The organism is Sodalis sp. C49 (genome assembly GCF_046352915.1).
Lineage (GTDB): Bacteria > Pseudomonadota > Gammaproteobacteria > Enterobacterales > Enterobacteriaceae > Acerihabitans.
Genome location: NZ_CP163303.1, coordinates 1,868,159 through 1,892,964, shown reverse-complemented (window position 1 = coordinate 1,892,964; position 24,806 = coordinate 1,868,159). Strand labels below are relative to the sequence as shown.

Here is a 24,806-nt window from a genome sequence, read left to right as displayed (position 1 = left end):
CCATGTCATTAATCAGCCTTTCCGGCGCCTGGCTATCGTTCAGCGATGCGCCGTTGCTGGATAATACCGAGCTTCATATAGAACGTAACGAACGCGTCTGCCTGGTCGGGCGCAACGGGGCGGGCAAATCTACCCTGATGAAAATCCTCAGCAAAGAAGTGCCGCTGGACGACGGGCAACTGATTTTCGAGCAGGATACCATCGTTGCCCGCCTGCAGCAGGATCCCCCGCGCAACGTGAGCGGCAGCGTCTATGATTTCGTCGCCGAGGGCGTGCAGGAACAGGCGCAAACGCTGAAGGCCTACCATGCCGTTTCCCATCTGGTGGAACAGGATCCCAGCGATAAAAACCTGATGGAAATGGGCCGTCTGCAGGAGATCCTTGACCACCAGAATTTATGGCATCTGGAAAAACGCATCAACGAAGTGCTGGAACAGCTGGGCCTGACCGCCGATACCGAGCTGTCGGCCCTCTCGGGCGGCTGGCTGCGTAAAGCGGCGCTCGGCCGCGCCCTGGTCTGCGAGCCCCAGGTCTTGCTGCTGGATGAACCGACCAACCATCTGGATATTGAAACCATCGACTGGCTGGAAACCTTCCTGAAAAGTTTCCCCGGCAGCATTATTTTCATTTCCCATGACCGTTCGTTTATCCGCAATATGGCGACGCGCATTGTCGATCTGGATCGCGGCAAGCTGGTGTCCTGGCCAGGCAATTACGACAAATACCTTGAAGGCAAGGAAGAAGAGCTGCGGGTACAGGAACTGCAAAACGCCGAGTTTGACAAGAAACTGGCGCAGGAAGAAGTGTGGATCCGCCAGGGCATCAAGGCCAGGCGCACCCGTAACGAGGGCCGCGTGCGCGCGTTAAAGGCGCTGCGCAATGAAAGAAGCGAACGGCGCGAGGTTATCGGCAGCGCCAAGATGCAGGTGGAGGAAGCCACCCGCTCGGGTAAAATCGTCTTTGAAATGGAAGATGTCAGCTATCGCCTGGCGGATAAAGTCTTGGTCAGCGGCTTCAGCGCCCAGGTACAGCGTGGCGATAAAATCGCCCTGATCGGCCCTAACGGCTGCGGCAAGACCACGCTGTTAAAACTGATGCTCGGCCAACTGCAGCCGGACAGCGGACGCATCCACTGCGGCACCAAGCTGGAAGTGGCTTATTTTGACCAGCATCGCGCCGAACTGGATCCCGAACGCACGGTCATGGACAACCTGGCCGAAGGTAAACAGGAAGTGATGGTCAACGGCCGTTCGCGCCATGTGCTGGGTTACCTGCAGGATTTCCTGTTTCACCCCAAGCGCGCCATGACGCCGGTAAAAGCCTTGTCCGGCGGCGAGCGCAACCGGCTGCTGCTGGCCAAATTGTTCCTCAATCCCAGTAACCTGCTGATTCTGGATGAACCGACCAATGACCTGGACGTCGAGACGCTGGAACTGCTGGAAGAGATGATCGACGGCTACCAGGGCACGGTGCTGCTGGTCAGCCATGACCGTCAGTTCGTGGACAACTCGGTGACCGAATGCTGGATTTTTGAAGGGGAAGGTCAAATCAGCAGCTTTGTCGGCGGCTATTTCGACGCCCAGAACCAGCGCCGAAATATGCGCTCGCTGCGCGCCGCGCCCGCCCATGCCGAAAAAAATCGCGTCGCCGAGGCGCCAAAGCCGCTTAATGCGAAGCGCGCCCCCGCCAAATTGAGTTATAACCTACAGCGTGAGCTGGACATGTTGCCGCAGGAGATTGAACGCCTGGAGCAGGAAATCAATGCCCTCCAGGCCGAAATGGCGGACGCGGATTTTTTCAGCCAGCCGCACGAAAAAACCCAGGCGGTGATTGCGCGCATGGCCGGCGCCGAACAGGCGCTGGAAACGGCCTTTGCCCGCTGGGAAGAGCTTGAAGCGTTAAAGAACGGACCAAAAGAGTGACATGAACCCGATCGGGAACGGTGGGAATCCCGATCGGGCCGCCAAACGGCATCAGTGCTATGAGGAGAAATGCATGTGTTCTGCCGTCCATCACCCTAAGTACGTGCTTTGTCCGCATTGCGATCTCCTGGTGGCCCTGCCGGAATTGACCGACGGCCAGAAAGGCGTCTGTCCCCGCTGCGGCAATACCCTGATAAGCCGCTGGTCCAACCCGCGCCTCCAGCCGGTGATGTTTGCCATCAGCGCGCTGATAATGCTGGTGCTGGCCAATTTATTTCCTTTCGTCAATATGAAGGTGTCGGGCATCGGACGCCAGATTACCCTGCCGCAAATCCCCGGGATCATGGTGGCGGATCATTTCGCCAGCCTGGCCAGCCTGTTCCTGTTGTTTGTCCAGCTCATCCCCGCGGTATGCATGGTCGCCATCATCCTCCTGTGCCTTGGGTTTCCCCTGTCGTTTCGTCTGAAGGCTTTCCTGGCCAAGTCGCTGTTCGCCCTGCGCGCCTGGGGCATGGCGGAAATTTTTCTGGCGGGCGTGCTGGTCAGTTTTGTCAAGCTGATGGCCTACGGCGATATCGGCGTAGGCATCAGCTTTCTGCCGTTTTGCCTGTTCTGCCTGCTGCAGCAGCGGGCATTCCAATGCATCGATCAGCGTTGGCTATGGGATAACATCATGCCGGCGGTGTCGCCGGTGACCAGGGTGCGCCCGGGGGTCGGCGGCCTGGCGCAGGGGATCCGCGCGTGCAGCTGCTGCACCCTGATCCTGCCCGCCGGACAGCGTACCTGCCCGCGCTGCCGTACCCGTGAGCACGCCAGGCGGCATAACAGCCTGCAGTGGACCATGGCGCTGCTGGTGACCTCCATCATGCTGTATATCCCGGCTAATATCCTGCCGATCATGATAACCGAAGGCTTGGGCAGCAAACTTAACTCGACGATTATCGCCGGGGTGATCATCTTGTGGGATGACGGTTCCTATCCGGTGGCGATGGTGATTTTTATCGCCAGTATCATGGTGCCGACCCTGAAAATGATCGCCCTGGCCTGGCTGTGCTGGGATGCGCGCGCGGACAGAGGCCGGCGCGACAGCGAGCGGATGCATTTTCTCTATGAAATCGTCGAATTTGTCGGCCGCTGGTCGATGATTGATGTCTTTGTGATCGCGGTGCTGTCCGGGCTGGTGAGGATGGGGCAGTTAATGAGTATTACACCGGGCATCGGCGCGGTGTTATTTGCCATGGTGGTGATGATAACCATGTTTGCCGCGCAGATGTTCGACCCGCGTCTTATCTGGGATCGGACCGAAAGTAAAAACCAAAAGGAGTCTTCCGTTGACGGACAATAAGTACGACGTCGCCCAGGTGGAGAAAATCAAGCGCTGGTCGCCGGTATGGATCATTCCGATCGTGACGGTGTTGATAGGCGCGTGGATCCTCTATTACCACTTCAGTCACCAGGGTAAGGTCATTACCCTGACCACCACCAGCGCGGAAGGTATCGAGGCCGGCAAAACCGCCATCAAAAGCCGCAGCGTCGACGTCGGCATGGTGGAAAGCGTGGTGCTAAGCGATAACCTGCAGCAGGTGGAAATCAAAGCCCGCATCAATAACGGCATGGAAAAGCTGTTGCGCCGCGATTCCGCGTTCTGGGTCGTCAAGCCACAGATTGGCCGCGAGGGAATCTCCGGCCTGGGAACCCTGTTGTCCGGGGCCTATATCCAGCTGCAGCCCGGCGCCAACGCCGAGGACGCCGACACCTTTAATCTGCTTGACTCGCCGCCGCTGGCCTCGCCGGATGCCAAGGGTATTCGCGTCGAGCTCGACAGCGACCAGTCCGGGCAGCTCAATGCCGGCGATCCGGTGCTGTTCCGCGGCTTCAGGGTCGGCACGGTACAAACCAGCTACTTCGATCCGCAACAGCGCAAAATGCGCTACCAGCTGTTTATCAGCGCGCCCTACGACAGCCTGGTAACCACCAATGTGCGTTTTTGGAAAGACAGCGGCGTGGCTTTTGATATGTCCGCCCAGGGAATGCGGGTGGAGATGGGGTCGCTGACCACCCTGTTCAGCGGCGGCGTGAGTTTTGACGTACCCACCGGCTGGGATCTGGGCGATCGCGCGACTGAACACCAGTCCTTCCAGCTGTTTGATAATAAGAACAGCATCTCTGATTCGCTGTATACGGTGCATAAGGATTATCTGCTGTTCTTCAATGATTCCGTCCGCGGCCTGCAGCCTGGCGCGCCGGTCGAGTTTCGCGGCATCCGCCTGGGCACCGTCGCCCAGGTGCCGTTCCTTGAGACGGCGATCAAGCAGGCTATCGATGATAATTACCAGATACCGGTGCTGATCCGCATTGAACCAGACCGCCTGGCCGGCAAACTGGGCGACAAATTTGATATTAATTCCCGCATCAAGGAAGCCGGCGAGCACGGGCTGCGCGCCTCGTTAAAAAGCGCCAGCCTGCTGACCGGCTCGCTGTTCGTCGATCTTGATTTTTATCCGCAGGCCAAGCCCTGGGACGGCGAGAAAGTCGTTAACGGTTATCCGGTGCTGCCGACCACCAGCGGCGGCCTGGCGCAAATCCAGCAGAAGCTGATGCTGACTCTTGATAAGATCAATAGCCTGCCGCTCAACCCGATGATTAGTGAAGCCACCAGTACCCTGGCGCAAAGCCAGAGTACCCTGCGCGAGCTGCAAAAGACGCTGAAATCGGTGAACCAGATTACCGGTAGCCAGTCGATGCAGCAATTGCCGCAGGATATGCAGCGTACCTTGCGCGAACTGAACAGCAGCATGAGAGGGTTCCAGCCCGGTTCCCCGGCCTACAATAAAATGGTGGATAATATGCAACGACTCGATCAGGTTCTGCGGGAACTGCAGCCGGTATTGCGCACGCTGAACAACAAGAGCAACGCGCTGGTGTTCGAGGCCGATAGCGGCAAAGATCCGAAGCCGAAGAGGGCGAAATGATGAGAAAAGGGATTCTGCTGGCGCTGGCGTTATTGCTGGCCGCCTGCGGCGGCAACAGCGACAAGCATTATTACCAACTGCCGGTCGCGGCCCAGGACAACGCCGGGCAGGGACTGCCGTCCGCCGGCGTCACGCGGCATATATGGCTCTCCCGGGTTAACGTGTCGGATTATCTGGCCGGCAGCGGCGTAGTCTACCAGCAAAGCGACGTGCGTTACGTCACCGCCAGCAATAACCTGTGGGCCAGTCCGCTGGAGCAGCAATTGCAGCAAACCATGATCGCCCATTTAAGCAATCGGCTTCCCGGCGTGCTGGTGTCCGCAAGCCAGGGGCAGGGAGATCAGGATACGCTGGAATTCAACGTCACCGGTTTTCACGGCCGTTACGACGGGCGGGCGGTTATTCAGGGCGAGTGGGTATTGACGCATAATAGCCAGGTGACCCGCCACCCGTTCATCCTGACGCTGAAACAGGACCAGGACGGCTATGACGCCCTGGTCAGGACCTTGGCGCAGGGCTGGCAGCAAATCGGCCAGGAAGCGGCCGCACAAATTTCCCGGCTGCCTTAATAACAAAACGTTCTAAAACCAAAACGCGCCTCGGCAGGTTAAGATTCCTTAACTCTCCAGGCGCGCAGTTCAGCCGGTTTTCAGTAGCTTAAGCTGCCTGTAACCGCCAACCTTTTAGGCAAAATGTGCCCATTATGCATTTTTGGTATGACGCTTTTGTGAAATGCTGCGTTGATTTCTTACTCTTTTATCGCTAAAGATAAAGGGTAATTGCAGAAATGTGATTACCGTTTTCTTTCCACCAAACAAGATGAGGGAAACACGGCATGAAGAGACAAAAACGAGATCGCCTTGAACGCGCACATTCACGTGGTTATCAAGCGGGATTATCCGGACGCTCAAGTGAGATATGTCCTTTTCAGTCCCTGGATGCACGGTCTCACTGGTTGGGAGGTTGGCGAAAAGCCATGGAGGACAGGTCGGTGACGTTGTAAGCCACTTGTCAGCAAAGGAATTGACCTCCGCTTTCGCGGAGGTTTCATATCCAGGCGCTTAGAATGCGCCGGTATCTTTAAACAGACCGACTTTCAAATCGCTTGCGGTGTATATAACCTGACCATCGCACAGCAGCTCGCCATCCGCAAGACCCATCACCAGGCGACGGTTCACTACCCGACGGAAATGAATACGATAAGTGACCCGCTTAGCGCTGGGCAGCACCTGGCCGGTAAATTTCACTTCGCCCACGCCTAAGGCGCGGCCTTTGCCTTCACCGCCCAGCCAGCCGAGGTAAAATCCCACCAACTGCCACATGGCGTCGAGCCCCAGGCAGCCGGGCATCACCGGGTCGCCGATAAAATGGCAACCGAAGAACCACATATCGGGATGGATATCCAATTCTGCTTCGACGTAACCTTTATTATGGCTGCCGCCGTCTTCGGTCATTTTAACCACGCGGTCCATCATCAGCATGTTTCCCGCGGGAAGCGGCGGGCCTTCTTTACCGAATAATTCCCCGCGGCTACAGGCAAGCAGGTCTTCTTTTGTATATGAGTCGCGTTTATCTACCATGTTATCCAAACCTTTATTAATGAATCACGCACATTAACCAACATCCTTACCCGGGACAAGTCCATCAGCTCTGATTGAACCAGTTAAGCCAGCGGAATCCCCAGGGTAAACGCAGGCGTTCGTGCTGATTAATATAAGCGATGCGCTCGCGTATTGAAGCAATCAGATTGGGCTTCTGCTCGTGATCGTAGGGGATCCCGGTCAGCAACTCCAACGCCTCATCAATGGTCTCCACCGGCCAGATATGGAATTGCTCATTCCGCACCGCTTCGACCAATTCTTCATGCAGACACAGATGGCGCACATTGGCGGCGGGAATAATCACGCCGTGCGAACCATCAAGCCCGCGGCTCTCGCACAGGGCAAAGAAACCTTCGATTTTTTCATTCACGCCGCCGATGGGCTGGACGCGGCCAAACTGATCCACGGATCCGGTAACGGCAATCTGCTGCACTATCGGTTTGCCGGACAGGGCGCTTATCAGGGCGCTCAATTCCGCCAGCGACGCGCTGTCGCCGTCCACTTCACCGTAGGATTGCTCAAACACCAGCGACGCGGAGAAGGGCAGCTGCTGGTCCAGTTCCAGGGACGCCATCAGGAAGGCCTGCATGATCATCATGCCTTTGGCATGAAGATTGCCGCCGAGCTCGGCCTTACGTTCAACATCGTTAATTTCGCCGTCGCCGAGATGGACTACGCAGCTGATGCGCGAGGGCTCGCCAAACGGCAGGGGATGGCCCGGGAAATCCAGCACCGACAGCGCATTGACCTGGCCGACCATGGCGCCCTCGGTTTCAACCATGATCTGTCCTTCCGATATCTCATCCTGCATGCGCTCGGTAAGATAACTTTCACGCCAGATCCGGGTCCGGTTGCTGTTATACAGGGCCTCGGCGGTGATGGCTCCCTGCTCGCTATACAGCACCGCTTCCCTGAAACGCCGGGTCAGCCAATGCGGGCAAAGCGGCAGTTGGTACTGATCGCCGCTGTAGCGCACCGCCTGCCTGACCATTTCCGGCCAGGCGTCAGGGGTCAGCTGCGGCAGCGTCAGGGTGCGCAGCAGGCTGTTGACGTAGGCGCACCAGTTCTGCATATCCTCGGCCGCCAGGATCTTTACGTCGGACTCAAATTCGGCATACAACGCCAGTTTGGTCAGATCGGGTTCCAGATCGTTCAGGTCGGCCAGCGACTCGCGATCGCCAATGATCACCAGGCGCAGATCGAGCGGCATCGACGGTATGGACACCGGCAGCGGACGGGTTTCGTCCAATGCCAGCCAGTCGAAACGCTGCTGCAATATCATCTGCTTGAGACGCAGCCACATTAACGGCTGGCTGGCCAGGGCCTTGGCGCCCAGCACCAGCACCCCGCCATTGGCTTCATGCATCTTGCCCGGCTGCAGATCAAGTACGTCGCGGTAGCACCTGACGCAGCCGAATAACTGCTCATGTTCAATCCAGGGCTGGTACAGCCCCCTGGCGCGCCCGGCAAAATTATCGTCGCGCCGGGTGGCGGGCTGCACTGTCACGCCATTACCCGTAATGACATACCGGCTGCCGATAACGCTTTCGCCCTGGGGCAGCAGCTGTTTAACCGTCTCGGTGATTAACTGGAAATATTCCTCATCTTCCTGCGCGGTAAGCAGCAGAAAACGGCTCGGCGAGCGGGAGTGGCAAAATTGCGTCAGGCCGTCCATCAAACGAGGCTGCAGCACATCCATGGGTGCTGGCAGTGGCTGGGAGGGTTGGGCAAACACCGCTTCGAAAGGCGAAAGCTCGGGAATTAAATATTTCCATTCTAATTGTTTAATGGTCAAGGTAATCGGTAACGTCGCTAAACAGGGAAACGGGGATTATACAAGAATTCCCCTCTCCGAGTCTCACGCATCTTGCATTCATCGGCGATTCAGGGAAACTTGTCGCCGTGTATGATTAAAAAATAGGCGGAATGAAACGAATGTTAGAAATTTTACGCGCGGAACTGCTATTATCGGTCTAACGTTACACGGTCACGGGTGGGCGATATATGAAATACCAGCAGCTTGAAAATCTGGAAACCGGATGGAAATGGACCTATCTGGTAAAAAAACATCGTGAAGGTGAACGAATCACCCGGCATGAAGAAAATAGCGCGGCGGAGGAAGCGGTCGCCACCTTGATGCTTTATGAGCATCAACCGGACAACATCGTTCTCTGGATCCGGGAGAATATGAATCCTGCGCTCGACAACCGGATGAAGCAGACGATACGGGCAAGACGCAAACGTCATTTCAACGCCGAGCATCAGCACACGCGCAAAAAATCCATCGACCTGGAATACCTGGTATGGCAACGGTTGGCGGCCCTGGCGCAGCGGCGGGGTAAAACCCTCTCGGAAACCATTGTTAACCTGCTGGAAGATGCCGAGCGTAAAGAGAAATACGCCACGCAGATGTCTTCCCTGAAAGAAGATTTGAAAGCCATCCTGGGTGAAGAGGGCTAGCGGGGAAATAAGGTGGGACGGACAATAAAAAACCCCGCCAGGCGGGGTTTTTTTATGAAGCTGACAACACTTAAGCCTGCGGCTGTGTTACCACTTCTTTGATACCTTTCACTTCGATTTCTACGCGACGATCCGGTGCCAGGCAGTTGATCAACGCTGCACGCGGTTTCACGTTATCGCAAGTATTGCCGGTGACGGGGTTAGATTCGCCCATGCCACGTGCGGAAATCTTGTCGGAAGGGATACCCTTGGATACCAGGTAGGTCACTACGCTTTGCGCACGAGCCTGAGACAGTTTCTGGTTGTATTGTTCAGAACCGATACGGTCGGTATAGCCCAGAACGACAACAGAACCGTCTTTAGGATCCATCGAGCTCAGCTGGGAATACAGCTGATCCAGAGCCTGCTGGCCTTCAGGTTTCAACTGAGATTTGTTGAAGCCGAACAGCACGTCGGAACGCAGGGTAAAGTGTTTGGTCTGGACAACAGGAGCCGGTGCAGCGGCAGGAGCCGGTGCAGGAGCGGCAACTTCATCTTGACCGAAACGGTAGGAAACACCTACGCTCACGAGAGCATTGTCAGGACGGGCGCCAACGGTACCGGCATCACCGATATTGTTGGTCCACTGGTATTCCAGACGGGTTGCCCAGTTTTTGGTTACTGCGTATTCAAGACCTGCAGCCGCCAACGGAGAAACGCCAGTGTCGTTGTCGCTCAGACGACCACCGGCTCCATTAGCATAGTTAGCTTTGGAGTCAGCACGCCATACCATACCACCCAGACGGGTATAGATATCCAGGTCATCGTTAAGCGGGTAGCTCAGTTTAGTGGTCAACTGAATGCCCTGGGCTTTAAATGCACCGTTATCAACGCTGCCTTTATAGGCCATACGACCCAGCCAGTCATAACCCAGTTCAAACCCTAAGTAAGGGTTAGCCTGGTAACCAACAAAAGCACCTGCGCCGATTTGATCGTTGCGGGTTGGGCCATTGCCGATGCGGCTGTCATAACCGTTACCGTAGAACCCGGTATCGTGATACTGGGACCAGCCCAGTTTACCACCGGTGTACCAGGTGTTGTCTTTCGGAGCGGCTTGCGCTACGGTCGCGAAACCCGCCAGTGCCACTGCAAGTGCGATAGCTGTCTTTTTCATTTTTTGCGCCTCGTTATCATCCAAATAGGCAATGAGCTCTTAAAGCTAATTTAAATATTCCATTGCCAGTGTCCATGCTCTGGGTTTGTACATCGCCCTTAAAAGGCGTTATAGAGCAGCCCTGGCGAATTAAAGTCTACAACGAAGTAGGAAACTTACAAGTAAGATGTAGTAAGCCGCTAATAAAAAACAGCGTTTCATATAGGCTTTATTGATGATAGGGACGAAAAAAGTGATATCGCTTTAGGCGCCGTTGCGGGCGGGGAACCGCGTATATACTGGATTGTTCTGAGTTACAGGGGCGGAAATCACAAGATGCGACGCCCCTAATGAGATTAATCTTAAATTTACTTAATGATACAAAGTAGAATGAATCTTTAAGCCTGAAAACTGTCCAGATTTCCGGCAAACCTCATTTTGCGGGTACATGATGAACCCATAAGTGCCGCCATGCTGCGCTGCGTCACGCAGGCGAATTTTCTCATCCGCCGTCAATTCCGTCGGAAACCAGCCCAAAATGACGCTGTAATTCCCCGTCCAGAGTGCTTTCTCCATGGCGGCGACGGTATCGAACGCGGTGCGATGGCGCAACTGCACCATTTTTTCCAGGGGCAGGCCCGACTGTTCAAGCCAGGGGCGGCTCAATCGGCGAGACGACGTAAGCCAGAGCAGCCAGCGCGACTGCGTGCCCAGCAGACGCAGCAACGGCAACAGAATATTCCCCACAACCGGCTGATCCTCGAAATAAACCACTTCGCTGATAAAACCCTGCTCCGGACGGGCCGTCGTGCTGTCGATCGGCTGTTCACCCTGGCTTGGCTGCGTCCGAGAAGAATTGGCATGGTATTGAGTCTGCATTTTGTGTCCGCCCCTGTGTCACTGTATAAAAACACAGTATAGTGGTTTGGCGCGAAAATCAATCAAAAATTTAATGACCTTCGCAGAATTGCCACTTAATGATCGTCGCGCCGAGATTAAGTTGAAAACCGCTGGGAAAATACCGTATTTTTATGGGCTGTTGCGAATTTTGAGTAAGGAATCTCGCGGTCCACAACAAGGAGAAGTTCATGGAAGTACTACATAAATGCCGCATTGCACAGGCTAAAAACTGCTTTTCTCCCTTGGGGGATATTTCCACCCGTTCACAGTTCGGCGGGTACAGCATCGCCGCCGATAAAATCATGTTCGGCCTGATTCTGGACGGCGAACTGTACCTGCGCGGCACCCGGCAAAGCGAGCATATCTACCTCGGGCAGGGAATGAGCCGGCTGATTTATACCAAACGGGGCCTGCCGGTGGCGCTTAACTATTATCACGTCGATGAACGCCTGTGGGAAGACGTACACACGCTGCTGGACCTGGCGCGCCGCGCCATCGACGAGGCCAGGCAGGAAACGCGCATCAAGGCGGCCAGCTTGCGGTTAAAGGATTTGCCCAATATCGGGCAGGGTATCGAGCGCCTGTTATGGAAGGCCGGTATCAGGGATATCGATGCCTTGCGCTATTACGGCGCCAAAAGCAGCTATTTGAAACTGCGTAAAATCAAGCGGAACCTGGGCGTCACCGTGCTGCTCGCGCTGGAAGGGGCATTGTCCGGGCGCCACTATGCCGCGTTGCCCCAGGTCCAGCGCAGCGAGCTTCTGGACTGGTTTTCACGGCTCCCCTGCCGCTAGCAGCCGGTTAATGCATGCCGCCCGGCGGCGGCATGCGGCGCTATCACTGTTTTTCTATGTGCTGTTTACGCTCAATCAGTTCCGGCAGCAAATCAAGCAACAGGCTGATTTGCTGCAAAACCAGCTGTTCCCTGGCTTCCGGGTCCGGCAACAGCCGCTGGATGCGCGCGATAAGCCGTTCCCGTTCCTGTTCCACCCGCTGCGCGAAATGCTCCTGGCATTGCAGCGCATCGTCCACATAACAGACGGCATCGTCCAGCACCGCCATCAGCGCCGGGTCAACAATGCGCTCCCGGTGCGCGCCAAGCGTCGAGATGTAGCTCAGCAGGGTGTGATTCAGGCACAACAGGCGAAACGCCGACTCCAGCAGCTCGCTGCGGGTTCTCGGCTCCGCCGCCATATTGGATACCACCGAGGCCAGCTCCGCGTCGCGGTTATGGGCATCCCGCCGCGCTACGCGGTATTCCAGGCGGTTATCCCTGCCCTGATGATACTGCACCAGAATGGCGTCAAGGTAGCGGCAGTTGGCCGCGAGGCTGTTGTTCACCACCACCGGCAGGCGGCGAAAACGCCAGTCCGGCCAGATAAAGCTGACCGCGGCCCAGGCGATGGCGCAGCCGACAAAGGTGTCGAACACCCGCGGCACCGCCACATCGAATCCCTCGCCCAGCAGGTTAAAACACAGCATCACCAGCAGGGTGATAAACATGGTCGCCTGGGCATATTGCACGTTGCGAAAGGCAAAAAACAGCGTACCGCTGACCACGATCAGGATCAGTTGACCTTCGATGGACGGGACAAAATAGAGGATCGGCAGGCCGATAAGGATACCCGCCAGCGTGCCGATTATCCTTAACGCCAGCCGGCGACGCGTCGCCTGGTAGTTGGGTTGGCAGACGAACAGGCTGGTCAGCAGGATCCAATAGCCGTAACGCATCCCGCTGAGCTGGATAAAGGCATAACCGACGCACAGCACCAGCGACATGCGCACGGCATGGCGAAACAGCGCCGAGTCCGGGCTCAGGTTGCGGCTGATGCGCATGCGGATATCGCTCCAGCCGGTCAGCTTATCGTCGGCCAGATTGTTCTCTTCCGGGCTGTTGCGGGCAACCGCCTGTTCCGACTCAATGGTGGACAACTGCGCGTCGATAGCGCGCAGGTTGTTCAGCAGATGTTTCAGCGCTTTTATCTGGCTGGGCGCCACGACACGGCCGATGGCGGCATCCAGATGACTGAAGGCGCGTTCGAAACGGCTGTCGTGCTGGTAAGTCTGGTGCAGCAGGATCGATTGTGATAGGGCTTCGCAGGCGCGCGCCTGCATCGCCAGCAGCCGCTGGAAGCGGAATAGCACGTCGCTGTAACGCAGCTGTTCGCGCAATTGCCGGTATTGCACATGGGACGAACTGGCCCGTTCATGAATATCCTGGGCCACAAAATAATAATGCAGCGTACGGCGGGTGCCGCGCTGGCCGCGATCGCCGCGCAGCCGGGTCAGCAGCGACGCTTTGGTTTGATTCAGCGCCTGCACCAGATTGCCGTTCGCCATCGCCACCTCGATAAGCGCGTCGTCGTCGTCTTCGGTATCCGGGTCGAACAGGTTGGCCTTGGCATCAAGATAGTGCGCCAGGTGGCTATAACAACGGGCCAGGTTATCCTGCAATGGCCGGATGGGAAACAGCAGATGGCCGAACAAGGTCAGCAGGTTGTACCAGATGGCGCCCGTCAGCAGTAACGCCGGCTGCAGATACCAGGTCTGGTACATGGCGGCCCCCAGCATGGTATACACGGCGATCAAGAGCGCGCCGAACGCGATGGTGGCGTAACGCTGTCCGAGTGCGCCCAAAAGAATAAAACCGCAGGTGGAGCCGGCCAGGCCGATACCGAATAGCCAGGGATAAGGAAACAACAGTTCAATCGATACCGCGGCGATGAAAAAACTCACCAGGGTGATAAGCAGATTGCGCAGCCGGCCGCTTAGGCGATCGTCGAGATCCGCCAGCGCCGCGGCAACCACGCCAAGGGTAAGGGGAATGGTGAGCGTGGCCATATCCAGCCACCACGGCAGCGCCGCCGCGCCGCTCAACGCAATAAAAATCCGCAGGTTGTAGCGCCAGCGGCTGCTGAAGGCAAAACGCCGCAAGCCCGGTGCAAATGTCAGCACACTGTATCCCACACTCTATCCTTATGATGGCTTCAACGGTAGAAACGGCGGTCCGGATGCGCACGCAACTGCTCAGCAAGCTCGACGGGAACCACACGGCGTCCCACCGGCCATAGGGCGATAACGGCCAGCTTAAAATTGGCGATGCCCGGGGGAATGCCGATAATCGTCAGGCATTGCGCAATGCCGGTAAGAATATGCGACAGGCACAACCACCAGCCGAACAGGACAAACCACACCACGTTAAGCAGCGTGCCGCCCGATGACAGTACCGCGCTGCGGTTTTCCGGGTAAAGTTCATCCACATGCACGGCGGTATTGCCGAAAGGCAGCAGGGAGAGTTTGGTTATCTCCCAGCAGGAGCGGGTAAAAGGCAAGCTGAAGATCAGCACCACGCTGAGCACGGTGGCCAGAAGCCACGCCAGCGTGGTAAAAAAACCACCTAAAACAAAGTTCAGAATATTAAGTAAAGTACGCATAGTCCCCAAAGTGTCAATTCACAATTCTGTTATTAAAACCGTTTATCCCGACAGGATAACGGTTATTCTACCCTGATTTCCAGGCTGGAGCAGAACAAGTTAAAATGGGTACACTACGTCCCGACGCATAAACGATACGGAACCCGGGCATACCTTTATGGAACTGAAATCCACCTCGTTCGGCAAGCACCTCGCCCAGCATCCCTACAACCGGGTGCGGCTGCTCCATGCCGGCGTCGAGGTCAGCGGCGATAAGCATCAATACCTGATTCCTTTCAACCAAATCGTCTCCATCCATTGCAAGCGGGGTATCGTCTGGGGAGAACTGGAGTTTGTGCTGCCGCAGGACAAGGTGGTGCGCCTGCATGGCACCGAATGGCAGGAGACGCAGCGCTTTCACCATTATCTGCAGAAGGCCTGGCAGGAATGGAGCCGCGAGATGAGCGGCATCTGCGCCACCGTCCTGCATCAGCAGATCACCGCCATCGAGCAGGCGACCTCCCGGGACAGCTGGTTTGCGCTGCATCAACTGGCGGCTTTGCAGGAAAGTATTCGTGAAGCCTTCGCCGCGTTGCCGCTGCCGGTAACGCGCCTGGATGAGTTTGAACCCTGCCGCGCGTCTTATCACCGCTGTCTGGCGTGGCTGGAGCAGGGGCCGGCAATGGTGGCGCAGCGCAACCAGCAGTGGAGCGAAAAAATGCTGATAGCGCATCAGGATTTTTTCAATACCGTGGAAAGCTCGCCGCTGAACCTTGCCCAAAGCCGCGCCGTCATCAATGGCGAAAACGCGTTATTGGTATTGGCAGGGGCGGGCAGCGGCAAAACCTCGGTGCTGGTGGCGCGCGCCGGTTGGCTGTTGCGGCGTCAAGAAGCGTTGCCGGAACAGATCCTGATGCTGGCATTCGGCCGGCAGGCGGCGCGGGAAATGGACGAGCGTATCCGGTCGCGATTGCAGGTTGACGGGGTCAAGGCCTGGACTTTCCATGCCCTGGCGTTGTTTATCATCCGCCAGGGCAGTAAAAAGGCCCCGGTGGTAAGCGCATTGGAAACCGATACCCTGGCGCGGCGCAAATTACTGGTCGCCCATTGGCGTGAACAGTGCGCGCAGAAAAAGGCGCAGGCGAAAGGATGGCGGCAATGGATCGCCGATGAACTCGGTTGGGAAATTCCCGCTGACGATTTTTGGCACGATGAGCGCCTGGCCCAGCGCCTGGCGGTGCGCATAGAGCGCTGGATAGGCTTGTTGCGCATGCACGGCGGCAGCCAGGCGCAAATGATTGAACAGGCGCCGGAAGAGATCCGCGATCTGTTTACCAAACGTGTCCGGCTGCTGGCGCCGCTGTTAAAGGCCTGGAAGCAGGCGCTCAAGGACGAGGGCGCGGTTGATTTTTCCGGCCTGATACACCAGGCGGTGGATATTTTGCAAAAAGGCCGCTTTATCAGTCCCTGGAAACATATCCTGGTGGATGAGTACCAGGATATCTCGCCCCAGCGCGCGCGACTGCTGGACGCGCTGTATCAGCAAAACCGCAGGACGTCCCTGTTTGCCGTCGGCGACGACTGGCAGTCCATCTATCGGTTCAGCGGCGCCGAGCTTGCCCTGACCACGTCCTTTGGCGAGCGCTTTGGCGCAGGCGCGCTGTGCGCGCTGGATACGACCTACCGTTTTAACCAACGTATCGGCGAAGTGGCCAATGCGTTTGTGCTGCAAAATCCCCATCAGTTGAAAAAACCGCTTAACAGCCTTGCCAAGGGGACCAAAAAATCGGTGATGATTCTGCCGGGCGACGCCCTGGATGCGCTGCTGGACAAGCTCAGCGGCTACGCGCGCCCCGATGAGCGGATCCTGGTGCTGGCCCGTTACCACTATCTGCGCCCGGCGCAGCTGGATAAAGCCGCCACCCGCTGGCCGACGCTGAATCTTGATTTCATGACCATCCACGGCAGCAAAGGGCAGCAGGCGCAGTATGTGATTATCCTGGGATTGGCGCAAGGTAAGGACGGCTTCCCCGCGCCGGCGCGGGAATCTGTGATTGAACAGGCGCTGTTGCCGCTGCCGGAAGATTTTCCCGACGCCGAGGAACGCCGCCTGTTATATGTCGCCCTGACCCGGGCAAAAGAGCAAGTATGGCTGCTGGCGGATAATGAACATCCGTCGCCCTTTATCGATGAGCTGGCGCGCCTGGGCGTGCCGAAGGCCAAAAAACCCTAACCGTGGGACCAGGGGCGCCCGGCTGGGGGATGGCCCTGGCCCGTGCCTTATTGTAAACGTTCCGTCAGGTAACGCTGGTAATCCGGGATCTCAATAGTGATTTCCCCGCTGAAGAGTGCCGAGCTGATAAGCAGGTCGGCGGTGGAGCGGTTGGTGGCGACCGGGATATTCCACACCGTGGCCAGGCGCAGCAGCGCTTTAACGTCCGGGTCGTGGGGCACGGCGTTCAGCGGGTCCCAGAAAAAGATCAGCACATCGATTTTCCCTTCCGAAATCAGCGCGCCCACTTGCTGGTCGCCCCCCATTGGGCCGCTGAGCATACTGTGCACCGGCAGGCCGGTGTTGCGCTGCACCAGGTTGCCGGTGGTCCCCGTAGCGTAAAGAATATGCTGCGCCAGCAGATCCTTATTGATTTCCACCCAGTTCAGCAGCGACTGTTTACAGTGATCGTGCGCCACCAACGCAATATGCTTACGTACGGCGATGGTGCGGTTAATTGACTCCATTTCCTGTCCCTTCAATAGAATAGTCTGTCTATAGACTACTGAAACTCCGTTTCACTGCAAAGCGGTAAACCGGCATTACGATAAAATAAACCCCGGCCCGGATATATCGTGCCGGACCGGCCTTGGGCGCGCCCGGGGCCAGGGGAAGACAACCTTATCCGCGGTTAGCGCCAATGGCGCTACGGGGACGCGTCCGGCTGCGGCTCCCGGTTAAGATTGTAACCACGCAGGGCGTCCAGCAATGCCTCCCTCTCGGCGATAAGCCGGCTGAACGTGGCATCGATGGCGTCACCGTTCTGATCAATCAGCCGGATTAGCGGCTGGCGGCTGAAACGGTCGCGTTGCTCGGGTGTGGCGCAGGGGCGGCAGTTGGAAAGTTAATTGCCGGGCATTGCGGGTGTGGAACTGGACAACAATATAAGGTGAGGTATAGGCATGCCGGCTTGCCGTGGCCGCAGACCCCCGGTCGCTGACGGTGAGCACCAGTTGATGGCGGCCCCGCGCCAGCTCCAGGCTGTCGGCGCCCCGCAGCAGCGTGCTGCCAATGGGCGCGCCGTCGACAATCAATAACTCAATCTCCGCGGGCAAACGCAGCGTCGTCGCCAGGACCGGGAAAACGGCAAACAGGCCGATCCCGAGAACGAGGGCGATCAGGAAACGCATTCTCTCTCCTTACTACAGCGCTGGCTTCATGAAGCGGAACTGATTAGCGGATAATAATGTTTTTGTATCATTTAGTCACAAATAATTTTATTTTGAAATCATTATACCGGTTCGTTTTATCAAAATTTTTGTGCCTTGGTATACACTTAACTCAATAAATGCAACCGGAGAAGCCTCATGACCGATAGTGATATTGCCGATATTCTGACTTCTGTAAAGACTATTGCCTTGGTGGGCGCCAGTGATAATCCCGCCCGGGCCAGCCACGGCGTCATGGCGTATTTACTCCAGCAGGGATATCAGGTGTTCCCGGTTAACCCGGCGCTTGCCGGCGGGGAAATCCTGGGTCAAAAGGTCTTCGGCAGCCTGGCGGAGATTCCGGTCAAGGTGGATATGGTGGATGTGTTCCGGCGGTCGGAAGCGGTCTATGATCTGACCCAGGAAGCCATCGCCATTGACGCCAAGGTACTCTGGATGCAATTGGGCGTGATTAACGAGCAGGCGGCGGTGCTGGCGAAGAATGTCGGCATGAAGGTGGTGATGGATCGCTGCCCGAAAATTGAAATCCCGCGCCTGGGATTGGCAAAATAGACACCGGTTTTTTCAGCGCCATGGAATGTGCGGCTGCTTGCAGCGCAGCACTGCCTGTAAGGGGCTGACTGCGGCAACGGCGGGCGGGGCCCGCCGCAAGCCGCTGGGTCAGTTTCTCAGCCGGGGCGCCTGGAGCTGTTGGCGGATAGATTCCGCCAGATCGTCCAGGGTGGGCTGTTCGGGATGTACCGGCGTCGCCTCGTACCCCAACTGGATTTCAGCCAGGTAGGTATGGACCGGCTTTCCTTCCTCGTCCTCCATAACCACATGGTACCAGGGCGCGGAACGCAGCTTATCGTCAGCCGCAATTTCATCCAGAGAAGGTTTTTCCAATGAGTATTCAGGATCGACATCGATGACAACGCCTAAATATCCCAATAACTTATGACGAACCTGTTGTCCGATTCCAAATTTGCTGGCTATCATATCAATCCCCCGCGATGTAGTACCTGCGCGGCATAGTGTAGCGTTCTCAACAATGCCGCGAAATGCGCCCGGTATGGCGTCATGGTAAGTGCCTAAATACCGCCTTATCTTAAATATGGGGGATAAGTGGGCGATTTCAAGGGGGGACGCGCTAACGCCATCAAATGACGCGACAGGCAAATCCTTTCAAATAGAGTCCTTCAGGGTAGGGCGCCATGACCGGATGGTCGGCCGCCTGGCGAAACTGCTCGATAAACTGCATATCCCGGTGGGCATCCAGCGCGGCGTCGGCGATGATTTTCTGGAACAGATCGGTGGTCATCAGGCCGGAACAGGAAAAGGTTAATAAAATGCCTTCCGGCGCCAGTAATTGCATAGCCAGCATATTAATATCTTTATAACCGCGACAGGCGCTGGCCAGCTGGTTTTTATTTTCAACGAATTTGGGCGGGTCCATGATGATCATATCGAATTGCCGTCCCTCCTCGCGATATTTACGCAGCAACTGAAACACATCTTCACGGACAAATTCGGCTTTATCCACGTCAAGATGGTTGAGTTCAATATTGCTTTTAGCGATATCCAGCACGTGTTGGGACGTATCGACGCTGGTGACCTGCAGGCAGTCCCCCAGCAGTACCGACACCGAAAAGGCCCCGGTATAGGAAAAACAATTCAATACCCGCCGGCCGGCGGCATATTTACGTGCGGCCAGACGGCTATCACGCTGATCAAGATAAAAACCGGTTTTATGTCCCTGCGTGATATCCACCAGGATCGCCATATCATGCTCGCTAATGGCCAACAGTTCCGGCGGTGTCTCGCCGACAATCACCCCGCTGGCTAATTCGAGGCCCTCTTTTTTCCGTACCGAGACATCGGAACGATCGTAAATAGCGCAATCGGGGTAACAACGTTGCAGCGCCAGCGTCAGCGTCGGCCGGTGATACTCCGCGCCGGCCGACAGCAGCTGCAAGACAAAAAAACGGCCGTAGCGATCGATAGTAATGCCCGGCAGGCCGTCGGATTCGCCGGCTATCAGCCGATAAGCATCCAGCCCATCCCTGGCGGCCAGCCTGGTGCGAAAATCCTGGGCAACATTCAGGCGGCGGACAAAAAACTCGACATCGATTTCTTCGTCCGCGACAAACGTCCAGACGCGGGCGCGGATTTGCGAGGATGGCGAGTACGCCGCCCGGGCCAGCCAGTTGCCCTTTTCATCACAGATATCGATGGTTTCGCCAGACTGGGGTTTGCCTTCCAGGCGGTGGACGGCGCCGGAGAAAATCCAGGGGTGGCGGCGGAGCAGTGATTTTTCACGGCCTTTGGCCAGGAAAAGACGTTTTGTCATCATAAGGTATACTAAACCTGAGAAATGGAGCGCCATTTTGCGAATAAGCGCAGTCAATTGCAAACATTAGCCGACGCGAGGGGGAAATGATGGACAAGGTATGTACCGCCGTTTACGTCTATGGCGTAGTGCAGGGCGTAGGGTTTCGTTACTCAACCCAGCATCAGGCAAGACAACTGGGTCTCTCGGGTTATGCCCGCAATCAGGACGACGGCGGCGTCGAAGTCATGGTCTGCGGTGAACCGGCGCAGGTGGAAAAACTGCTGGCGTGGTTAAAACAGGGAGGGCCGCGCGGCGCGCAGATCGAGCGTATCCTGACCGAGCCGAAAAACGCCGTCGATTTTAATGGATTCCAAATCCGTCATTGATTCAGATGCAGTTGACCGGTTTAGGCAATCCGGCGATTTTGGTTGCCTGCTTGGCCGGCCCCTGCGGAAATAACCGGTACAGGTAGCGGCTATTGCCTTTCTCTTCACCGTATTTCTGCCCCATGGCTTTGACCAGCATCCGGATGGCGGGGGAGGTATTATATTGCAAGTAGAAGTCGCGCACAAAATGAATCACCTGCCAATGGGCTTCCGTCATCTCGATGTGTTCCCGCAAGGCAATCTCCCTCGCCAGCGCCTCATGCCAATCCGCGCTGTTTTTCAAATAACCCTGCGTATCGGTCGCTATTTCCACGCCATTAAACTGCATCACATCTTCCCGTTATCAATAAACGATTGCGCATCCATAATAACAAATTTTGTTCTGTTGAAAAACAAAACCCCGCCGAAGCGGGGTATCGGGAAGGGGCCGTGCCAGCGGTCAATTATTGCGCATAACGCCAAGAATGCTCAGCAGGCTGACGAAAATATTGTACAGCGAGACATACAGGCCCACCGTCGCACGGATATAGTTGGTTTCGCCGCCGTGGATGATATTGCTGGTTTCCCATAAAATGGCACCCGACGAAAACAGGATAAACAGCACGCTTATCGCCAGGGACAACGCCGGAATTTGCAGGAACAGATTGGCGATTACCGCCACCAATAGCACCACGAATCCCGCCATCATCATGCCCGACAGGAACGACATATCCTTGCGGGTGGTCAGGACATAAGCGGAACAGGCAAAAAAGACCAGCGCGGTGCCGCCCAGCGCCACCATGATCACGTCGCCGGCGCCCGAGCTAAGAAGCATGCTCAGCAAGGGACCCAGCGCATAACCCAGGAAACCGGTAAACGCAAAAGCCGCCACGATTCCCGCCGGGCTGTTAGCCAAGCGGTAGGTCAGGAACATCAGGCCATAAAACCCGACCATCATCAGGATAAGACCCGGCGCGGGTAATTGCAGCAATGTGCTGGCGGTGGCCGTCAATGCCGAAAAGCCCAACGTCAACGACAGCAGGAAATAAGTATTACGCAGCACTTTGTGTGTGCTTAATAGCGAATGCTCACGCGAGTTTGTCGCGACCAAACGATCCATGGGATAGCCTCTTAGGGTGTATTGACAGGTATTCGATTGTCAGATTAATAGGTTGCCGGCGCCCGGCAAAATCGTTTTACCCTTCTTTACGCTGCGGACGCGGGCGGCGGCGGCTTACCGCCCGGCGATGAGTCAACAGACTATAAAATACTCTCCCGCATCATTATGGATGAAATTTCAAGCGATTGGATCAAAACGCGCTTTACAACAGAAACGACTCTGTTTATAGTTCGCCTCGTTGCGGAGGAGTGGCCGAGTGGTTGAAGGCACCGGTCTTGAAAACCGGCGACGCGCAAGCGTTCTAGAGTTCGAATCTCTACTCCTCCGCCATCTTTCCCTGTATTTCCCGCCCCATCCCAAACACTATCCCAATACAATACCAGTCAGTCCGGCCTCCTGCGGCGCAATACTTATTTTCCGGACTTACCATGCGGCCTTGTCCGGCGCTAGGCGTTGTTATGGTAATCAAGGGGGATGCCATGCGTCTTTATGGTGCACAGGCACGATGCAAACGGGCTTCAACCCTGCCGTCCCGTCCGGAGAAGCGCGCTAAAAGAAGACAGTGTTCGCCATAACTTATTCTTATTTAACTGTAAACTTTGCTTAATGGTTAAATTTAAGTAAAACGATATTTTTTGGTCTGCTTCTTGCATTAATTCTCTTCGTTAGTTATGGCAAAGCTGCGACGGAGGCAGAAATGAATTTAAGACGACTAAAATACTTTGTGAAAATCGTCGATATCGGTAGCCTGACACAGGCGGCGGAAGTCCTGCATATTGCACAACCCGCGCTAAGTCAACAAGTTGCCACGCTGGAAAGTGAACTCGACCAGAAATTGCTGGTGAGGACCAAACGGGGGGTAACGCCCACCGAAGCCGGCAAAATTCTTTATTCGCATGCCCGGGCTATTTTACAACAATGCGAGCTTGCGCAAAAAGCCGTCTGCAACGTTGACCAAACCTTGAATGGGCAAGTTTCCATCGGCCTGGCGCCGGGTACGTCATCTTGTCCGCTTATCATGCCTTTGTTGCAATCCGTCAGAGACCAATATCCGCAGTTAACGGTCTATCTGCATGAAAATAGCTCTACGGTGCTGAATGAAAAGGTGAGTAGCGGGCATCTGGATTTAGCTGTTCATTATGACCCGGCCATTTATTCAGGCATTAATAGCCTGCCGTTGCTAAAGGAAGATCTGTATTTGGTGGGCACCCAGGACAATCCTGGCAAAAGTATCGAACTGCACGATGTCGCCAGCCGGCAATTGTTCCTGCCATGTGATTTTTCGGCTATCCGCAAACGCGTGGATGAGGCTTTCTCCTTAAGGCGCCTGAGTGCGAAAATCATCGGTGAAATAGATTCCATCGCCACATTGACCGCCGCGGTGGCCAGCGGCATGGGCGCGGCGGTACTGCCAGAATCCACCGCCTCGGCCGTAGTGCGTTCGGCGAACGCCTGGATGTCGCGGATCGTCAGCCCTGGTTTGCCTTTACCCCTCACCTTGAACATGTCGTCGCGCTTGCCCCTTTCCCCTTCGGCTACTGTGGTCAAGAATCTGCTGACGTCCCTGGCGACTTCCGCAAAACCCGCCCAGGAAAAACAGGCATTGCTGCTGGCCAGCTAGCCTGAGTGGACCTAGGCAGCCACGATGAAACGGTCACCCGGGTATCAACGGGTGCCGTTTTTTTTTACCTGTTATCCACATCACGCGTGTCCTGGACGCTATGCTGTCCACTATCAATATTTGCTTGATATAAATTAATCTAATCAATTAATATGCTAAAAAATGCGAGCCGCTTTAAACGTTATTAAAGCGCGCTCGCACCCGATTTCATTAAAGGAACCCTAATGAACAGCTTATTGTCCCAATTGCTGATCACGCTTGCCCAAAAAGAAGCGGCGGAAAAAGAACTGCACGCCACGGTTGAATCGCTGGAAATATTAGTCGCCGCGCTGATTTCAGCCCTGGCGCCGGCTCAAAAAAAGGATGTTATCACCACGGTGGAAACAGCCCTTGACGAGATGCGGCAACGAACGGATATTGCCTACAAATCCGATCTTGATCTGCTCGGCAGCAATATCGAGCGCATCACGGCCGTGGCAAAACGTCGTTGACAGCGCACGGTTTTCAGAACCAACCGGCATTCACTTTGTGTCTGGCGTTATATTTTTTTATATATAGCGCTATGGGGGCCCTCGCCCATCAGCCCGCTTGTGTTGCCGCCAGAAGCCGATAAAACGAGGGTTTTCTTCAGGGAAGAAATATTTTTCACTATTTAAAGTACTATTTTTAGAGAGATATTATAAATTGTTTTTTTGAGCGAGCATTCCTGGCCCTGACGAATATACTATTTTTAAGATTGAGATAATTATTGGGTCTTGCGAATAGGCCGCTCAGCTGTAGTTTTTCATTAGTAGGTTGATAATTATGAAGACACTAGGGTTAATCCTCGAAAATGCACTGGAAGAAATCTGCGCGGGTAAAAAATTGTTTCTCCCCGAAGCCGGTACTCAGGAAGCAATGGACGCCTTTCAGTCGATAGCCAAAGCTATCAGTTATGCGGACAGTGAAGGATTGGTGGAACATTGCCAGTTTGGCATTGCCGATTTTACGGAGCGATTAACCTTTTCCAAGGTGCTGGTGGCAGGCGGTATAACAGAGCTGGGCTATGAGTTTTTGCGCAAGCGTTACGACAGCGACCGCCAGCAGAAAGTGAGTTAATGCCGTTGCTGGTTAGGTTACCCGTTTGCAAAACCACCAGGGCCAGCTGGTGCTTGGCAGCAAAGCCAGTTGCGTAAATTGTCATGTCTGATCGTGGGCAGCTCAGCGAGAGGTGACTCTCAGGGCGCCACTGATATCGGGATGGCGGCGTTGTTGGCACCGCTACAATGAACCCTATAGCACCTGACGTATTAAAACGGCACTGTTAAGCGGGTGTTCTGACGCTTATCTCACGTATTGCCATACGGTGGGGGGGACCTTGTCATACAGTTTTCCCATCGTCAGCTCCGCAAGGCGGTGATCCGCCGCACCGTAGAATTCGACCAGTTCCGCTTCCGGCAGTCTATCCTTCATATGTTCGACGACTTTTTCCAGCGTTTCAACCGTATTGCAGCGCCTCAGCCTCATTAAAAAATCAACTTTACCCATAAAATTGCATTTATCCGTTAA

General features: G+C 55.6%; 26 protein-coding genes and 1 tRNA gene. 14 read left to right on the top strand and 13 right to left on the bottom strand.

The genetic code is table 11. The annotated features are described in order from the left end of the window. Nucleotides 1-2: 2 nt before the first annotated feature. The 5 genes from ABUK12_RS08580 to rmf all read left to right on the top strand — a co-directional run bounded on the left by ABUK12_RS08580 (nt 3) and on the right by rmf (nt 5,897). Complete coding sequence (locus ABUK12_RS08580) at nt 3-1,922, top strand: ABC transporter ATP-binding protein (protein ID WP_410015880.1); 1,920 nt, start codon at nt 3-5, stop codon at nt 1,920-1,922. A 73-nt stretch (nt 1,923-1,995) separates the two neighbouring features. After that, nucleotides 1,996-3,267: a membrane integrity-associated transporter subunit PqiA gene (gene pqiA / locus ABUK12_RS08575; protein WP_410015879.1), complete on the top strand. Its 1,272-nt coding sequence runs from the start codon at nt 1,996-1,998 to the stop codon at nt 3,265-3,267. Further along, complete coding sequence (gene pqiB, locus ABUK12_RS08570) at nt 3,254-4,894, top strand: intermembrane transport protein PqiB (protein ID WP_410015878.1); 1,641 nt, start codon at nt 3,254-3,256, stop codon at nt 4,892-4,894. The genes pqiA and pqiB overlap by 14 nt, the downstream gene beginning before the upstream one ends. Then, nucleotides 4,894-5,463 carry a membrane integrity-associated transporter subunit PqiC gene (gene pqiC / locus ABUK12_RS08565; protein WP_410016589.1) on the top strand — a complete coding sequence of 190 codons (570 nt, stop codon included), beginning with the start codon at nt 4,894-4,896 and terminating at the stop codon, nt 5,461-5,463. The genes pqiB and pqiC overlap by 1 nt, the downstream gene beginning before the upstream one ends. Nucleotides 5,464-5,729: 266 nt before the next feature. Beyond that, nucleotides 5,730-5,897, top strand: a complete 168-nt coding sequence (rmf, locus tag ABUK12_RS08560; RefSeq protein WP_162364658.1) for a ribosome modulation factor — start codon at nt 5,730-5,732, stop codon at nt 5,895-5,897. Nucleotides 5,898-5,955: 58 nt separating this feature from the next. Here the strand turns inward: rmf and fabA are convergent, their stop codons facing one another. Both fabA and ABUK12_RS08550 read right to left on the bottom strand, forming a co-directional pair. Continuing rightward, on the bottom strand, nt 5,956-6,474 hold the full coding sequence (gene fabA / locus ABUK12_RS08555) for a bifunctional 3-hydroxydecanoyl-ACP dehydratase/trans-2-decenoyl-ACP isomerase (protein ID WP_410015877.1): 519 nt from the start codon (nt 6,472-6,474) through the stop codon (nt 5,956-5,958). 64 nt (nt 6,475-6,538) lie between these two features. Next, on the bottom strand, nt 6,539-8,290 hold the full coding sequence (locus ABUK12_RS08550; RefSeq protein ID WP_410015876.1) for an AAA family ATPase: 1,752 nt from the start codon (nt 8,288-8,290) through the stop codon (nt 6,539-6,541). Nucleotides 8,291-8,499: 209 nt separating this feature from the next. Between ABUK12_RS08550 and matP the strand changes: the two genes are divergently transcribed. Next, the gene (gene matP, locus ABUK12_RS08545) at nt 8,500-8,955 is read left to right on the top strand and encodes a macrodomain Ter protein MatP (RefSeq protein WP_410015875.1); all 456 of its coding nucleotides are present in this window, start codon (nt 8,500-8,502) and stop codon (nt 8,953-8,955) included. 70 nt (nt 8,956-9,025) lie between these two features. Here matP and ompA read toward each other — a convergent pair whose 3' ends face one another. Together ompA and sulA are read right to left on the bottom strand one after the other, a co-directional pair. Next, complete coding sequence (ompA, locus tag ABUK12_RS08540; protein ID WP_410016588.1) at nt 9,026-10,108, bottom strand: porin OmpA; 1,083 nt, start codon at nt 10,106-10,108, stop codon at nt 9,026-9,028. Between the two features lie 351 nt (nt 10,109-10,459). Continuing rightward, nucleotides 10,460-10,966: an SOS-induced cell division inhibitor SulA gene (gene sulA, locus ABUK12_RS08535; protein WP_410015874.1), complete on the bottom strand. Its 507-nt coding sequence runs from the start codon at nt 10,964-10,966 to the stop codon at nt 10,460-10,462. 209 nt (nt 10,967-11,175) lie between these two features. Between sulA and ABUK12_RS08530 the strand changes: the two genes are divergently transcribed. Beyond that, nucleotides 11,176-11,781, top strand: coding sequence for a TfoX/Sxy family DNA transformation protein (locus ABUK12_RS08530; RefSeq protein WP_410015873.1), 606 nt, complete (start codon nt 11,176-11,178; stop codon nt 11,779-11,781). 43 nt (nt 11,782-11,824) lie between these two features. On the opposite strand, the gene yccS is transcribed toward ABUK12_RS08530, so the two are convergent. Together yccS and ABUK12_RS08520 are read right to left on the bottom strand one after the other, a co-directional pair. Beyond that, entirely contained in the window at nt 11,825-13,942 is a 2,118-nt protein-coding gene (gene yccS, locus ABUK12_RS08525; protein WP_410015872.1) for a YccS family putative transporter, read from the bottom strand. Between the two features lie 32 nt (nt 13,943-13,974). Beyond that, nucleotides 13,975-14,421: a YccF domain-containing protein gene (locus ABUK12_RS08520; RefSeq protein ID WP_410015871.1), complete on the bottom strand. Its 447-nt coding sequence runs from the start codon at nt 14,419-14,421 to the stop codon at nt 13,975-13,977. A 157-nt stretch (nt 14,422-14,578) separates the two neighbouring features. Between ABUK12_RS08520 and helD the strand changes: the two genes are divergently transcribed. Continuing rightward, the gene (gene helD / locus ABUK12_RS08515; RefSeq protein WP_410015870.1) at nt 14,579-16,633 is read left to right on the top strand and encodes a DNA helicase IV; all 2,055 of its coding nucleotides are present in this window, start codon (nt 14,579-14,581) and stop codon (nt 16,631-16,633) included. A 47-nt stretch (nt 16,634-16,680) separates the two neighbouring features. On the opposite strand, the gene ABUK12_RS08510 is transcribed toward helD, so the two are convergent. Together ABUK12_RS08510 and ABUK12_RS08505 are read right to left on the bottom strand one after the other, a co-directional pair. Next, nucleotides 16,681-17,139 (bottom strand): methylglyoxal synthase, encoded by a 459-nt coding sequence (locus ABUK12_RS08510; protein WP_410015869.1) that lies wholly within the window; start codon nt 17,137-17,139, stop codon nt 16,681-16,683. A 300-nt stretch (nt 17,140-17,439) separates the two neighbouring features. Continuing rightward, nucleotides 17,440-17,802 (bottom strand): DUF2057 family protein, encoded by a 363-nt coding sequence (locus ABUK12_RS08505; RefSeq protein WP_410015868.1) that lies wholly within the window; start codon nt 17,800-17,802, stop codon nt 17,440-17,442. Between the two features lie 177 nt (nt 17,803-17,979). Here ABUK12_RS08505 and ABUK12_RS08500 point away from each other — a divergent pair, with 177 nt between their 5' ends. After that, on the top strand, nt 17,980-18,393 hold the full coding sequence (locus tag ABUK12_RS08500; protein WP_410015867.1) for a CoA-binding protein: 414 nt from the start codon (nt 17,980-17,982) through the stop codon (nt 18,391-18,393). Nucleotides 18,394-18,501: 108 nt separating this feature from the next. Here the strand turns inward: ABUK12_RS08500 and hspQ are convergent, their stop codons facing one another. Together hspQ and rlmI are read right to left on the bottom strand one after the other, a co-directional pair. Next, the gene (gene hspQ / locus ABUK12_RS08495; protein ID WP_162364646.1) at nt 18,502-18,819 is read right to left on the bottom strand and encodes a heat shock protein HspQ; all 318 of its coding nucleotides are present in this window, start codon (nt 18,817-18,819) and stop codon (nt 18,502-18,504) included. Nucleotides 18,820-18,979: 160 nt separating this feature from the next. Beyond that, on the bottom strand, nt 18,980-20,170 hold the full coding sequence (gene rlmI / locus ABUK12_RS08490) for a 23S rRNA (cytosine(1962)-C(5))-methyltransferase RlmI (RefSeq protein WP_410016587.1): 1,191 nt from the start codon (nt 20,168-20,170) through the stop codon (nt 18,980-18,982). A gap of 89 nt (nt 20,171-20,259) precedes the next feature. Here rlmI and yccX point away from each other — a divergent pair, with 89 nt between their 5' ends. Beyond that, nucleotides 20,260-20,538, top strand: a complete 279-nt coding sequence (gene yccX / locus ABUK12_RS08485; RefSeq protein ID WP_410016586.1) for an acylphosphatase — start codon at nt 20,260-20,262, stop codon at nt 20,536-20,538. 1 nt (nt 20,539) lies between these two features. Here the strand turns inward: yccX and ABUK12_RS08480 are convergent, their stop codons facing one another. Together ABUK12_RS08480 and yccA are read right to left on the bottom strand one after the other, a co-directional pair. Beyond that, nucleotides 20,540-20,866, bottom strand: a complete 327-nt coding sequence (locus tag ABUK12_RS08480) for a TusE/DsrC/DsvC family sulfur relay protein (RefSeq protein WP_410015866.1) — start codon at nt 20,864-20,866, stop codon at nt 20,540-20,542. A gap of 111 nt (nt 20,867-20,977) precedes the next feature. Next, nucleotides 20,978-21,637, bottom strand: a complete 660-nt coding sequence (yccA, locus tag ABUK12_RS08475) for an FtsH protease modulator YccA (protein WP_410015865.1) — start codon at nt 21,635-21,637, stop codon at nt 20,978-20,980. Nucleotides 21,638-21,879: 242 nt separating this feature from the next. Here yccA and ABUK12_RS08470 point away from each other — a divergent pair. The 4 genes from ABUK12_RS08470 (at nt 21,880) to ABUK12_RS08455 (ending at nt 24,356) form a co-directional block, all read left to right on the top strand. Next, nucleotides 21,880-21,967, top strand: a tRNA-Ser gene (locus ABUK12_RS08470). 367 nt (nt 21,968-22,334) lie between these two features. Then, on the top strand, nt 22,335-23,258 hold the full coding sequence (nac, locus tag ABUK12_RS08465) for a nitrogen assimilation transcriptional regulator NAC (RefSeq protein ID WP_410015864.1): 924 nt from the start codon (nt 22,335-22,337) through the stop codon (nt 23,256-23,258). Between the two features lie 224 nt (nt 23,259-23,482). Next, complete coding sequence (locus ABUK12_RS08460) at nt 23,483-23,749, top strand: sigma-S stabilization anti-adapter protein IraP (protein WP_410015863.1); 267 nt, start codon at nt 23,483-23,485, stop codon at nt 23,747-23,749. A 313-nt stretch (nt 23,750-24,062) separates the two neighbouring features. Next, nucleotides 24,063-24,356 (top strand): hypothetical protein, encoded by a 294-nt coding sequence (locus ABUK12_RS08455; RefSeq protein ID WP_410015862.1) that lies wholly within the window; start codon nt 24,063-24,065, stop codon nt 24,354-24,356. 225 nt (nt 24,357-24,581) lie between these two features. On the opposite strand, the gene ABUK12_RS08450 is transcribed toward ABUK12_RS08455, so the two are convergent. Then, nucleotides 24,582-24,785, bottom strand: a complete 204-nt coding sequence (locus ABUK12_RS08450; RefSeq protein ID WP_410015861.1) for an HHA domain-containing protein — start codon at nt 24,783-24,785, stop codon at nt 24,582-24,584. Nucleotides 24,786-24,806: the final 21 nt, after the last annotated feature.